The organism is Ramlibacter sp. (assembly GCA_019635435.1).
Taxonomy (GTDB): domain Bacteria; phylum Pseudomonadota; class Gammaproteobacteria; order Burkholderiales; family Burkholderiaceae_C; genus JAHBZM01.
Genome location: JAHBZM010000001.1, coordinates 3,880,398 through 3,892,550, shown reverse-complemented (window position 1 = coordinate 3,892,550; position 12,153 = coordinate 3,880,398). Strand labels below are relative to the sequence as shown.

General features: G+C 69.0%; 12 protein-coding genes. 7 read left to right on the top strand and 5 right to left on the bottom strand.

Annotation, left to right across the window (positions count from 1 at the left end; translation table 11 throughout):
• Nucleotides 1–3: 3 nt before the first annotated feature.
• The 3 genes from uraD to KF796_18790 all read right to left on the bottom strand — a co-directional run bounded on the left by uraD (nt 4) and on the right by KF796_18790 (nt 3,520).
• On the bottom strand, nt 4–1,785 hold the full coding sequence (gene uraD / locus KF796_18800) for a 2-oxo-4-hydroxy-4-carboxy-5-ureidoimidazoline decarboxylase (GenBank protein MBX3588685.1): 1,782 nt from the start codon (nt 1,783–1,785) through the stop codon (nt 4–6).
• Entirely contained in the window at nt 1,782–2,741 is a 960-nt protein-coding gene (gene puuE / locus KF796_18795) for an allantoinase PuuE (GenBank protein MBX3588684.1), read from the bottom strand. The genes uraD and puuE overlap by 4 nt, the downstream gene beginning before the upstream one ends.
• A 104-nt stretch (nt 2,742–2,845) precedes the next feature.
• Entirely contained in the window at nt 2,846–3,520 is a 675-nt protein-coding gene (locus KF796_18790; protein ID MBX3588683.1) for a GntR family transcriptional regulator, read from the bottom strand.
• A gap of 694 nt (nt 3,521–4,214) precedes the next feature.
• Between KF796_18790 and uraH the strand changes: the two genes are divergently transcribed.
• The 6 genes from uraH to KF796_18760 all read left to right on the top strand — a co-directional run bounded on the left by uraH (nt 4,215) and on the right by KF796_18760 (nt 9,864).
• Nucleotides 4,215–4,568, top strand: a complete 354-nt coding sequence (gene uraH, locus KF796_18785) for a hydroxyisourate hydrolase (GenBank protein MBX3588682.1) — start codon at nt 4,215–4,217, stop codon at nt 4,566–4,568.
• Between the two features lie 35 nt (nt 4,569–4,603).
• Nucleotides 4,604–5,404, top strand: coding sequence for a xanthine dehydrogenase accessory protein XdhC (gene xdhC, locus KF796_18780; GenBank protein ID MBX3588681.1), 801 nt, complete (start codon nt 4,604–4,606; stop codon nt 5,402–5,404).
• A 146-nt stretch (nt 5,405–5,550) separates the two neighbouring features.
• The gene (locus KF796_18775; GenBank protein ID MBX3588680.1) at nt 5,551–6,798 is read left to right on the top strand and encodes a urate hydroxylase PuuD; all 1,248 of its coding nucleotides are present in this window, start codon (nt 5,551–5,553) and stop codon (nt 6,796–6,798) included.
• 42 nt (nt 6,799–6,840) lie between these two features.
• Nucleotides 6,841–7,668: an isocitrate lyase/phosphoenolpyruvate mutase family protein gene (locus KF796_18770; protein MBX3588679.1), complete on the top strand. Its 828-nt coding sequence runs from the start codon at nt 6,841–6,843 to the stop codon at nt 7,666–7,668.
• Nucleotides 7,668–8,393 (top strand): tyrosine-protein phosphatase, encoded by a 726-nt coding sequence (locus tag KF796_18765; GenBank protein ID MBX3588678.1) that lies wholly within the window; start codon nt 7,668–7,670, stop codon nt 8,391–8,393. The genes KF796_18770 and KF796_18765 overlap by 1 nt, the downstream gene beginning before the upstream one ends.
• 133 nt (nt 8,394–8,526) lie before the next feature.
• Complete coding sequence (locus KF796_18760) at nt 8,527–9,864, top strand: glycerate kinase (protein ID MBX3588677.1); 1,338 nt, start codon at nt 8,527–8,529, stop codon at nt 9,862–9,864.
• On the opposite strand, the gene KF796_18755 is transcribed toward KF796_18760, so the two are convergent.
• Complete coding sequence (locus KF796_18755; protein MBX3588676.1) at nt 9,850–10,368, bottom strand: hypothetical protein; 519 nt, start codon at nt 10,366–10,368, stop codon at nt 9,850–9,852. The genes KF796_18760 and KF796_18755 overlap by 15 nt on opposite strands.
• Before the next feature lie 102 nt (nt 10,369–10,470).
• Nucleotides 10,471–10,935 carry an acyl-CoA thioesterase gene (locus tag KF796_18750; GenBank protein ID MBX3588675.1) on the bottom strand — a complete coding sequence of 155 codons (465 nt, stop codon included), beginning with the start codon at nt 10,933–10,935 and terminating at the stop codon, nt 10,471–10,473.
• A gap of 32 nt (nt 10,936–10,967) precedes the next feature.
• Here KF796_18750 and KF796_18745 point away from each other — a divergent pair, with 32 nt between their 5' ends.
• Complete coding sequence (locus KF796_18745; protein MBX3588674.1) at nt 10,968–12,104, top strand: alpha/beta hydrolase; 1,137 nt, start codon at nt 10,968–10,970, stop codon at nt 12,102–12,104.
• The last annotated feature ends 49 nt before the right edge of the window (nt 12,105–12,153 follow it).

Sequence of the window (12,153 nt, the reverse complement as noted above, 5' to 3'; positions counted from 1 at the left end):
GGGTCAGTTCGGTTCCGTGGCCAGGTGGTCAAGCAAATGCTGGAAGGATTCCACCGCGAGCTGCATGTCGTCGCAGGTGGTGCTCTCCAGCGGGTTGTGGCTGATGCCGGCGTTCTGGCCGCGCACAAAGAGCATGGCCTGGGGCATCACCTCGTGCAGCTTCATGGCGTCGTGGCCCGCGCCGCTGGGCATGCGGAACAGCGGCACGCCCACGGCCTCGACCGCGCGCTCCCAGCGCTTTTGCCATGCGGGCGCGCTGGGCGCCGCGGCGGCGCGCATGGTTTCTTCCACACTGTGGCTCACGCCGCGCCGTTCGCAGAGGGCCGCCAGCTCGGCCAGCACGTCGGCCGTGAGGGCGTCGCGCTGCGCGTCGGTGGGGGCGCGCAGGTCCAGCGTGAACTGACAGCGGCCGGGCACCACATTGGTGGAGCCGCCCGGCACGTTCCAGATGCCGATGGTGCCCACCGAGTCGCCGTCGGCGGCGGCGCGCTTTTCAATGAAGAGCGACAGCTCGGCCACGGCCGCGGCCGCGTCACGCCGCCGGTCCATGGGCGTGGTGCCGGCGTGGCTGGCCATGCCCACCACCTCGCACAGGTAGCGCACTCCGCCGTTGATCGAGGTCACGATGCCCAGCGGCAGGTCCATTTCGTTGAGCACCGGCCCCTGCTCGATGTGCACCTCCACAAAGCCGATGTAGTCGGCCGGCTTGCGCTGGACGGCGGCAATGGCATCCAGGGTGGCGGGCAGGCCCGCGTGCTGCATGGCCGCGCGCATGGTGATGCCGTCAGCATCCTTCTGGTCCAGCCAGGCCGGGTTGAACTGGCCGATGAGCGCGCCCGAGCCCAGAAAGGTGGCCTTGTAGCGCTGGCCTTCTTCCTCGGCAAAGCCGATCACCTCAAAGTCAAACGGCAGGCGCCGGCCCTGCTGCGCCAGCGCCTTGACGCAGGCCATGGGCGTGAAGATGCCCAGCCGCCCGTCGTATTTGCCGCCGTTGCGCACGGTGTCGTAGTGGCTGCCGGTCATGAGGGTCCTGGCGCCCGCCCGCGCGGCCTTGTAGCGGCCCACCACATTGCCCACGGCATCGATGCCCACCTCGTCAAAGCCGCAGTCGCGCATGTTGGCTGCGATCTGCGCCGCGCAGGCGCGGTGCGCGTCGGTCAGGTAGGTCACGGTGAGCTGGCCCTTTTCGGCAAAGCCCGGGTCGCTGTGCCGCGCCAGTTGCTCCTGCCAGTCCCAGACCTGCTGGCCCAGCGCCGGTGTCACGCCAAACTTGTCGTTGAGCCGGATCTCGGCAATGCGGTGGATGTTGCGCAGCGCCTCGGCCTGCTCGAAGTCCGGGTGGTTGGCCAGGCGCCGCGCAAAGGTGTCAATGATGGCCTGGCGCGACAGGCCCGTGCCCCGGGGCCCGCGCACGGCCAGGATGAACGGGAAGCCGAACTTGGCGTTGTAGTCGGCATTGAGCTGCTGGATGCGCGCAAACTCGTCGGGCGTGCAGTCGGTCAGGCCGGCCTTGCCCTGTTCATGGGTGGACTCGGCGGTCAGGGTCCTGGCCACCATGGCCTTGCCGGCCAGCTCGGGGTGGACGCGGATCAGCGCCAGTTGGCGCTCGGGGCCGGCATCGGCCACGATGCGCGCCATGACATGCTTGAGCTGCGCCAGCGACCGGAAGGGGCGGTGGGCGAGCGCGGCTTCCGCAATCCAGGGCGAGTGTTCATACAGGCCGTCCAGCGCCTGCAGGGCGTCATCGGCCGTGGCCGTGTTGAAGGTTGTGAGCGTGAGGGTCATGCCGTTTCCTGAAAGGGGTGGACCTGCTTCCAGTGGCGCGCAATGTCGATGCGGCGGCACACCCAGACGCGGTCGTGCTTTGCGATGTGGTCCAGAAAGCGCTGCAGCGCCGCCATGCGGCCCGGCCGGCCGAGCAGGCGGCAGTGCATGCCGATGCTCAGCATCCTGGGTGTGTCGGTGCCTTCGGCGTAGAGCACGTCAAAGCTGTCGCGCAGGTAGATGAAAAAGTCTTCGGCCTGCGCGAACCCCTGGGGCAGCGAGAAGCGCATGTCGTTGGTGTCCAGCGTGTAGGGCACGACCAGGTGCGGCACCACGGCGCCGTCGGTCTTTTTCACCTTCATCCAGAAGGGCAGGTCGTCACCGTAGTAGTCGCTGTCGTACTCAAAGCCGCCGTAGTCCGCGACCAGCCGGCGGGTGCGCGGGCTGTCGCGGCCGGTGTACCAGCCCAGCGCCCGCTGGCCGGTGAGCTGTTCGATGGCCTGCATGCCCAGGCGCATGTGCTCGCGCTCGGTGGCTTCGTCGGTGGTCTGGTAATGGACCCAGCGCCAGCCGTGGCAGGCGATTTCGTGGCCGAGCTCAACGAAGGCACGGGTGAGCTCGGGGTGGCGCTGCAGCGCCATGCCCACGCCAAACACCGTGAGCGGCAGGCCGCGCTTTTCAAACTCGCGCAGGATGCGCCAGACGCCGGCACGCGAGCCGTATTCGTAGATGCCCTCCATGCTCAGGTGGCGGTCGGGGTAGCTCGCGGGGTTGAACATCTCCGACAGGAACTGTTCCGAGCCGGCGTCGCCATGCAGCACGGCGTTCTCGCCGCCTTCTTCGTAGTTGAGCACGAACTGCACGGCAATGCGGGCCTGGCCGGGCCACTGCGCCTGGGGCGGGTTGCGGCCATAGCCCACGAGGTCACGGGGGTAGGGCAGGGTCGAGTCGTACACAGCGTCAGGAGAAGAGGGCATGGCGTTTTCCTGTGGGGGCCACCGCGAAACCGGCTTTGCCGGGCCGCTGGTGACGCCCCCTTGAGGGGGAGGCGTCGCAGGCGCTTCGGGGGTGGGCTTTCATGTCAGGCGAGCGCCATCGAGATGTCGTTGGTGGGGACCTGGCGGTCGAATGTGAGCGCGGCTTCCACATGCTGAAGGTGTTCGTCCATCAGGCGCACGGCGCGCTCCTCGTCGCGCGCGGCCAGGGCCTTGACGATCTCGGCGTGCTCGTCGTTGGAGTGCTCGGCGGCGCTGGCGGTCTGGTACATCAGCGTGATCAGCGCGCAGCGCGAGATCAGCTCGCCCAGCATCTGGGCCAAGACCTCGTTGCCCATGAGCTCGGCCATGCGCACGTGGAAGTCGCCCAGCAGCTCGGTGCGCCCGGGCACGTCGTCCTTTTCCACCGCGGCCTTTTCCTGGGCCACATGCTCCTTGAGCGCGCGGATCTTGGCGGGCGTGACCTCGCGCACAAAGGCGCGCGTCATTTCCGCCTCCAGCATGCGGCGCACCGCAAACACCTGGCGCGCCTCGGCGGCCGAGGGCGCGGCCACAAAGGCGCCGCGCGCCGGCTCGAGCCGGATCAGCCGGTTCTGCGCGAGCTGGAACAGGGCCTGGCGCACCAGCGTGCGCGAGACGCCAAAGTGGTCGGCCAGCTTCTGCTCGGCCAGCTTGGTGCCCGGCTGCAGGCGGTGGTCAACGATGGCGCGGGTCAGTGACTCGACAATGAAACTCGTGGTGGAGGATTCCATGCGCGGCATGATAGCCTGAAATCCAAAAAGTGTATACACTTCTGTCGACTGATATGGCTGTTCTCTCTTGTCCTCCTTTTTCTGGCTCGGGTTCTTGCCGGGAGTGCTTTGCGTTTGCGCTCGCGCTTCGCGGCAGGGGCTGGGTGGCGGCGGCTCACACTGGGGCGGTGGGCGCTGTGCGCCCACTTCGCTGCGATGCTCGGCCCAGGGTCGCACCGCAGAACTCGCTGCGTGCGCTTTGCGCACTCCGCTCAAACAGCTGCGGTGAGTCAGATGACGAAGCGGGCTGCGCCCGCCGACCCTGCGCCTGCGCTTCTCGCCGCCCCAGAGATCGCCTCCGCCGCCCAGCCCCTGCCGCGAAGCGGGGAAGTGGCGTGCCACCTGTGGGCGTGCCAACCCTTTCTCAGCAAAGGCGTGTGCGCCCGGGCTGGGGTGCGCCTCTGGCGCGCCGAGTAGCGCAGGGCGGGCGGCCGCGCGCGCAGCGCGCTTCGTCATCTGACTCGTCGTGGTTGTTTGAGCGCAGCGCGCAAGGCGCGCGTAGCGAGTTCCACGACGGGCCGCCAGCCCGAGCAACGCAGGGCAGTCACCGCAACGCGGTGACCGCGCCAGTGAAGCATCCCAGCCCGGGCGCACACGCCTTTGCCGCGCGGAATAACCCGAGCTGCAAGTCACCCACAAACCAATTGCAGACCAAGGAACCAAGATGGGATTGAGCACACATGTCCTGGACACCGCCCACGGCTGCCCGGCCGCCGGCATGGCGGTCGCGCTGTACACCACCGAGGGCGACCGCGCCACGCTGGTCAAGCAGTTCGTGCTGAATGCCGATGGCCGCAACCCCGATGGCCCGCTGTACGACAACGCCAGCCTCAAGACCGGCACCTACCGCCTGGTGTTCGAGGTGGCCGCGTATTTCCGCGGGCGCGGCGTGGCGTTGCCCGAGCCGCCGTTTCTGGACCGCGTGAGCATTGACTTTGGCGTGGCCCATGCCGACCAGCACTACCACGTGCCCCTGGTCTGCACGCCCTGGACCTACAGCACCTACCGCGGCTCCTGAGCCCCGCTGCCGTGAGCCATCGTCACCTCCACCAGCTGTTGCAGGCCCTGCAGGCCGGGCCCGTGGTGCTGGTCACGGTGCAGGCCGTGCAGGGGTCGGGCCCGCGCGAGGTGGGGGCGTGGATGGCCGTCACGGCCGGCGAGGTGATCAACACCATTGGCGGCGGCCATCTGGAATTCCAGGCCATCGATGAAGCGCGGCAGATGCAACCTGGCGCCGCTGCCGGTCTGCGGCGCTACCCGTTGGGCCCCAGCCTGGGCCAGTGCTGCGGCGGTGTGGTGCATTTGCGCTTTGAGTGGGTCACACCGGCCGACGTGCCAGCGCTGCAGGCGCGGCTGCTCGCCGACCTGGCACCGGTGGCGCTGTTTGGCGGTGGCCATGTGGGCCAGGCGCTGGTGCACCTGCTGGGCACCCTGCCGCTGGCCGTGGCCTGGGTGGACAGCCGCGACGAGATCTTCCCCGCCAACGTCCCGCTGAACGTGCGCTGCGAGCACTCCGACCCGGTGCAGGCTGCGGTGGCCGACCTGGCCCCGGGCTCGCGCGTGCTCATCATGAGCTTCAGCCACGCCGAAGACCTGGACGTGGTGGCGGCCTGCCTGCAGCGCCAGCGCACGGCGGGTGACCTGCCCTACATCGGCCTGATCGGCAGCAAGACCAAGTGGGCCACCTTCCGCCACCGGCTCGAGGCCCGGGGCTTTTCAGAGGCTGAACTGGCCTGGGTGACCAGCCCCATTGGCCTGCCCGGCATCACGGGCAAGCAGCCCGAGGTGATCGCGGTCAGCGTGGCGGCACAGTTGTTGCTGGCCCTGCAGACCCCCGTCACGGGAAAACCCTGAACCTCAAGGCTGGCATGACCCCATCAAAGTGTATACACTCCGGTAGACAGGTCGCAGCGGAGCCGGGCAACATCATCGTTCCCTTGTTCGCGGCCCAATTTCTGCTCAGAGCGCCCGCAGTGGTGAGCAGGTTTCAAGGTTGAGACATGGAAAGCTACCTCCTCGACTGGGCCAACCTGCTGCTGCGCTGGGTCCACGTCATCACCGCCATCGCCTGGGTCGGCTCGTCGTTCTACTTCGTCTTTCTGGACAGCAGCCTCACGCCGCCGGTGGATGACGACCTGAAGAAGCAGGGCGTCAGCGGCGAGCTCTGGGCCGTGCACGGCGGCGGGTTCTACCACCCGGTCAAGTTCAATGTGTCGCCGCCCAGGCTGCCCGAGCACCTGCACTGGTTCTTCTGGGAGAGCTACAGCACCTGGATCAGTGGCTTTGCGCTGTTCACGGTGTCCTACCTCTGGAACGCCAGCACCTACCTGATCGACAAGTCGCTCATGAACTGGTCGCCCGGCGCGGCCATCAGCGTGGCGGTGGCCTTTCTGGTGGTGTTCTGGATGCTGTACGACGCCATCTGCCAGTTCTTCGGCCAGAAGAAAAATGGCGACGCCATCGTGGGCGCGCTGGTGCTGGTGCTGGTGTGCGTGGCGGCCTGGCTGGCCTGCCACTGGTTTGCCGGGCGCGCGGCCTTTTTGCTGATGGGCGCGATGATCGCCACCAGCATGAGCGCCAATGTGTTCTTCTGGATCATTCCGGGGCAGAAGAAGGTCATTGCCGCGATCAAGGCCGGCCAGCCGGTGGACCCGGTCCATGGCCAGCGCGGCAAGCAGCGCAGCGTGCACAACACCTACTTCACGCTGCCGGTGCTGTTTGCCATGCTCAGCAACCACTACAGCTTCACCTACAGCCATCCGCAGAACTGGCTGGTGCTGATCCTCATGATGTTTGCCGGCGCGGCCATCCGCCAGTTCTTTGTGATGCGCCACGGCTGGAAGCTGGGGCGCAACAAGCACCCGCTGCCCTACGCGCTGGTGGGCCTGGCGGTGATCGTGGGCGTGATCGTGTGGCTGCAGCCCGCGCCCGTGGCGCCGCGCGCCGCCAGCGCGTCTGCTACCAATTCTGTAGCTGACAGTGGCCGCCCGGCAAGGACTCCAGGCCATTCTGACTATGAATCGGTGAAAAAAGTGCTGGCCCAGCGCTGCTACATGTGCCACGGCGAGCAGGTGCAGATGAAGAACGTGCGGCTGGACTCGCCCGAGGCCCTCAAGCTGCATGCCCAGGCGGTCTACCAGCAGGCCGTGGTCACCAAGGTCATGCCCATGAACAACGCCACGGGCATCACTGACGAAGAGCGGGCCCTGATCGGGCAGTGGTTTCAGGACGGGGCCAAGGTTCAGTGAGGGCGGGCGCGCTAAAGTGACGTTCCCCCAAGGAACGCGCCCATGACCGCCACCCCCCAATCCAAAGCCCAGCGCCTGCAGGCCCTGCACCAATCCGGCAACGCCTTCATCATCCCCAACGCCTGGGACGCCGGTTCGGCCCGGCTGCTGGCGGGGCTGGGCTTTGAGGCGCTGGCCACGTCCAGCGGCGCGGCGGCCATGGCGCTGGGCCGGCGTGACGGGCAGATCACGCGGGCCGAGGCACTGGCCCATGCGCGCGCCATCGTGGACGCCACCGACCTGCCGGTCTCGGCCGATCTGGAGAACGGCTTTGGCCACACGCCCGAAGCCGCGGCCGAAACCATTCGCCTCGCGGGCGAGGCGGGCCTGGCCGGCGGCTCGATCGAAGACGCCACCGGCAACCCGGACCAGCCGCTGTACAGCCTGAGCGAAGCCACCGAGCGCGTGGCCGCCGCCGTGCAGGCTGCGCGGGCCCTGCCTTTCCCTTTCCAGCTCACGGCCCGCGCTGAAAACTTCCTGCACGGCCAGGCGGATCTCGACGACACCATTGCGCGGCTGCAGGCGTTCGAGAAGGCCGGCGCCGATGTGCTGTTTGCCCCGGCCCTGCCCAGCCTGGAAGCCGTGCGCACCGTCTGCAGCGCGCTGGGCAAGCCCGTCAACTTCATGGTGGCGATCCCGGGCAAGTCGTTCAGCGTGGCCGAACTGCAGGCCGCGGGCGTGCGCCGCATCAGCCTGGCCACCTCGCTGTACCGCGCTGCGATGGCGGGCCTGCTGGACGCCGCGCGCGAGGTCCAGGAGCAGGGCAGCTTTGGCTACCTGGCCCGCGCCACGCCCACGGGCGCGCTGGTCAAGCTCATGGGGGAGCGCTGATGGTGCCCGGCCTGCGCAACCCCAGCAACTTCCGCGACCTGGGCCTGTACCTGGGCGCCGGGGGCCGGCCCCTGCGGCGCGGCCGGCTGTTCCGCTCCGATCACCTGGGTGCGTTGGCTGCGGACGACGTGGCCGCCCTGCAGCCGCTGGGCATTGGCCGCGTGCTGGACTTTCGCGGCGCCACCGAGCGCCAGGCCGCGCCTTGCGCGCTGCCCGGCGTGCCCGTGCATTCGCTGGCCATCGAGCCCACGGTGGTGCAGGCGCTGAGCGCGCTGCTGGCGGCCGGGCAATCCATCACGGCGGCCGACGCCGTGGCCTGCATGCAGGACACCTACCGCGGCTTTGTGCGCGACAGCTCGCACCGCTTCGCCGAATTGTTCGCCCACCTGCTCGCGACGGACGAACCGCTGGTGTTCCACTGCACCGCCGGCAAGGACCGCACCGGCTTTGCGGCGGCATTGATCCTGCTCGCGCTGGGCGTGCCGCATGACGACGTGATGCGCGACTACCTGCTCACCAACGAACGGCTCAGGCCGCCCGCAGGGGCGGGCCATGGCCTGTCGCCCGAGGTGGCACAGCTGCTGTGGCAGGTGCAACCGGCGTTCCTGGAAGCCGCGTTCGACGCCGTGCAGCAGGACTACGGCGGGCTGACCCCTTACCTGGCCGAAGGGCTGGGGCTGGGCGCGCCGGAGCGTGAGCGGCTGGCCAGTCTCTACCTCGCATAGCTCCTGTTTTGATAGCGCGTGGTGGCCGTCCCGCCTGGACTCCAGGCCGTTTTCATTCGCGTTCGGGGTGTTTTGACCAAGCTGCGGGGTTACCACCAGGTTACGGCGTCACAATGCTCGGCGGAGACACCTGATGACCGACACCCCTGCCCCCAACCCGGCCCAGTCGCCGCGCGAATTCCTTGAACACCTGTACCAGGCCGCGGTGCGCCGCGCGCTGCCGCTGCACACCACGGGCGCCTGCCTGCCACCGCCGCCCAGCCGCGAGAGCGGTGGCCGCACCGTGGTGCTGGGCGCCGGCAAGGCGGGCGGTTCCATGGCTCAGGCGGTGGAGGCCCTGTGGCCCGCCGACGCGCCGCTCAGCGGCCTGGTGGTCACGCGCTACCACCACATTCCACCGCGGCCCCAGGGCCTGAAGCAGCGCATCGAGATCGTCGAGGCCTCGCACCCCGTGCCCGATGCGGCGGGGCTGGAAGCGGCCGAACGCATCCTCGCGCTCACCCAGGGCCTGACCGCCAACGACCTTGTGTTGTGCCTGATCTCGGGTGGCGGCTCGGCCCTGCTGACGCTGCCGGCCGAGGGCCTGACGCTGGCCGACAAGCAGCGCATCAACAAGGAGCTGCTGAACAGCGGCGCCAACATCAGCGAGATGAACTGCGTGCGCAAGCACCTCTCGCGCATCAAGGGCGGCCGGCTGGCCGCGGCCTGCGCGCCGGCCCGCGTGGTCACGCTCACCATCAGCGACGTGCCGGGCGACGACCCGTCCATCATTGCCAGCGGCCCCACCGTGCCCGACGCCACCACCTGCGCCGACGCGCTGGCCATCCTCCAGCGCTACGGCATCGAGCTGCCGGCGCCGGTGGCCGCCGCGCTGCGAGGCGGGGCGCTTGAAACGCCCAAGCCCGGCGACGCGGCCTTTGCCGGCCACGAGGTGCACATGATCGCCACGCCCCAGCAGTCGCTGGAGGCCGCCGCCGAAGCCGCGCGTGCGGCGGGGCTGACGGCCTACATCCTCAGCGACGAGATCGAGGGCGAGTCCCGCGAGGTGGGCAAGGTGCATGCGGCGCTGGCCCGCGCCGCCGCGCGCGGCAACGGCGCGTTCCGCAAGCCCTGCGTGATCCTGAGCGGGGGGGAAACCACGGTGACCATCCGCAAGCAGCCCGAAGGCACACCGCGCGGCCGCGGTGGCCGGGCCGGTGAGTTCTGCCTGGGTCTGGCCCAGGCGCTGCAAGGGCAGGCGGGGGTGTGGGCGCTGGCCGCCGACACCGACGGCATTGACGGCGTGGAAGACAACGCCGGCGCCTTTGTGGCGCCCGACACGCTGCAGCGCGCCCAGGCACAAGGCATGAAGGTCGATGCCTTCATGGACCGCAACGATGCCTATGGCTATTTCGAGCCGCTGGGCGGGCTGGTCGTGACCGGACCGACCCACACCAACGTGAACGACTTTCGCGCCTTACTTGTTCTGTGAGGCGGCGGGCGCGGGCGCGGGTGCAGCGGTGGGCGCGGGTGTGGCAGCCCCCACGCGCTCGAACTTGCGCCGGTTCAGGGCGGCGTCGGGCGCGGCTTCTTCCTGGTCTGCTGCGATGTTGGCAGCGTACAGGTCGTCACCCAGCTGGTAGAAGTTGGCGCAGTTGCCCCGGTCGCCTGCCGGGGCCTTGGGCAGGTGGGTGCAGAACAGCCCGCCCTTGCTGACCGTCCAGGTGGCCTTGACCGGCGACATCCACTCCGGCGTCCAGGCGTTGCCGGTGAGCTGGCCATTGGGTGCCAGGTCGAACGCAAAGGTGAACGACTTGTTGTTGGGCTGGTAGGACACGCCGGTGAGCGTGGCCCCGGAGGCCAGCTTGGTGAGCTGCTCGGCGTTGAGCTTCTTGCCCCCCTTGTCGAGGAGTTCCTTGACCGTGGTCTGGGCTTGCGCGCCGAGCGCGGTCAATCCGAGAAACAGGAATGCAGCAACTGCTTTTCTAGACATCATGGCTTTCTGGGCGTGAAAAGGAAAAAAAGTTCCCGGCGCGGCCCCGGGGACCCCGCCGGACGGAAACCCATAAGTGTCTCATGCCGGCCTTTTCCAGGACGCCTATTGGCACATCTCGCGCAGGGTGGGCGGAATGGGCACCGCCCGGATCGCCGTGGCCTCGCCCTCGCGCCGCGCGGCGAAGATGCGGACCTCGTCGCACTCCATGATGAGGTCGGCCGGGCCGCCGGCGCGCGCGCGCTCGATGCGGTAGCGCTGCACAAAGCTCTTGCTGCGCCACTCGGCGATGTGCACGTGGATCTGCAACACGTCGCCATAGCTCGCGGTCTGCACAAAGCGCGCGTGGGTGTCGACCAGCGGTGTGCCGATGACGCCCAGCGTGGCCTCGGTCTCGTGCCAGGGGGGCACGCCGCAGCTCACGAAGAAATGGCGCGAGGCGGCGTCGATCCAGCGGAAGAAGTTGGGGAACCACACGATGCGTGCCGGGTCGCAGTCGCCAAATTCGACGGTCACGGTGTGGACCACGGTGCGCGGGGTCGCCGCGGGGGAGGAAATCGCTTCAGTCATGCCCCCGATAATCGCACCAAATGCCTGTCTCCCTGCCCGAACTCCAGCTCGCCGTCCTCGATGTTCAACCCGGCGCCGCGCTGGAAAGCCAGTCGGGCCTGCAACTGCTGCGCCCGCGCATCTACGGCGCCTGGCGCGCGGCGGCAGGTGCGCAGAAGGTGGCGGCCATCGTCATGCACCCCACCAGCAACTTCATGGGCCACTACCTCATCGAGCCGCTGGCCGCGCGCGGCGTGGCCTGCATGGGGCTGAATTCGCGCTACGCGGGCAACGACACGCTGCTGCTCATGGAGCGCGTGATCCAGGACCTGGGCGCGGGCGTCAAGTTCCTGCGCGCCCAGGGCTATGACAAGGTGGTGTTGATCGGCAACTCGGGTGGGGCCTCGCTCGCGGCGCTGTACCAGGCGCAGGCCGAGCAGCTGACCATCACCCACCTGCTCGATGGCGACCCGGCCGGCCTGGCTCCGCAGGACCTGCCGCCCGTGGACGGCCTGGCCCTGTGCGCCGCGCACGAGGGCCGTTCCACGCTGATGCGTCACTGGATCGACCCGTCGGTCACCGACGAACAGGACCCGCTCGGCGTGGACCCGGCGCTGGACATGTACGACCCGGCCAACCAGCCGTTCACGGCTGATTTTCTGCAACGCTTCAAGGCGGCCCAGCAGGCCCGGCTGCGGCGCATCGAGGACTGGGTGGCGCGGCGGCTGGCGCTGCTTCGCTCGCAGACCGCGCCGGGCAGCCCGCGCGACCAGACCTTCATCATCCACCGCACCCATGCCGACCCGCGCTGCCTGGACCTGGGCCTGGACGCCAATGACCGCGCGGTGGGCAGCGTCTGGGGCCAGGGCGCGGCCGGCGCGCGCGCCGTGAACTACGCGGCCAGCCAGATGGGCCGCATCACCTCGCTCACGGCGTTTCTCTCGCAGTGGTCGTCGCAAAGCCGGGCCGACGGGCCGTCCAACCTCGCGCGCACCCAGGTGCCGGTGCTGCTGTGCACCCACACGGCGGACCAGAGCACCTTCCCCAGCACCCGCGACGCCTGGCTGCGCGCGGCGCCGGGCCGCATCCGGAATGTGGATGTGGTGGGCGGCAACCACTACCTGGCCGGCCAGCCTGCGCTGGTGCGGCAGGTGGCCGACGAGATGGCCGCGTGGATGCTGGCGCTGTAGCGAGCCATTCCCCGGGGTTGCCCGGTGCTTCGCCACGCAGCAGGCGGCC

Excerpts from the sequence above, each read along its gene's own strand:
- KF796_18775 (MBX3588680.1), top strand. The coding sequence starts at position 5,551 with ATGGAAAGCTACCTCCTCGACTGGGCCAACCTGCTGCTGCGCTGGGTC.
- KF796_18760 (MBX3588677.1), top strand. The coding sequence starts at position 8,527 with ATGACCGACACCCCTGCCCCCAACCCGGCCCAGTCGCCGCGCGAATTC.
- KF796_18755 (MBX3588676.1), bottom strand. The coding sequence starts at position 10,368 with ATGATGTCTAGAAAAGCAGTTGCTGCATTCCTGTTTCTCGGATTGACC.
- uraD (MBX3588685.1), bottom strand. The coding sequence starts at position 1,785 with ATGACCCTCACGCTCACAACCTTCAACACGGCCACGGCCGATGACGCC.
- KF796_18790 (MBX3588683.1), bottom strand. The coding sequence starts at position 3,520 with ATGCCGCGCATGGAATCCTCCACCACGAGTTTCATTGTCGAGTCACTG.
- puuE (MBX3588684.1), bottom strand. The coding sequence starts at position 2,741 with ATGCCCTCTTCTCCTGACGCTGTGTACGACTCGACCCTGCCCTACCCC.
- uraH (MBX3588682.1), top strand. The coding sequence starts at position 4,215 with ATGGGATTGAGCACACATGTCCTGGACACCGCCCACGGCTGCCCGGCC.
- KF796_18750 (MBX3588675.1), bottom strand. The coding sequence starts at position 10,935 with ATGACTGAAGCGATTTCCTCCCCCGCGGCGACCCCGCGCACCGTGGTC.
- KF796_18765 (MBX3588678.1), top strand. The coding sequence starts at position 7,668 with ATGGTGCCCGGCCTGCGCAACCCCAGCAACTTCCGCGACCTGGGCCTG.
- KF796_18770 (MBX3588679.1), top strand. The coding sequence starts at position 6,841 with ATGACCGCCACCCCCCAATCCAAAGCCCAGCGCCTGCAGGCCCTGCAC.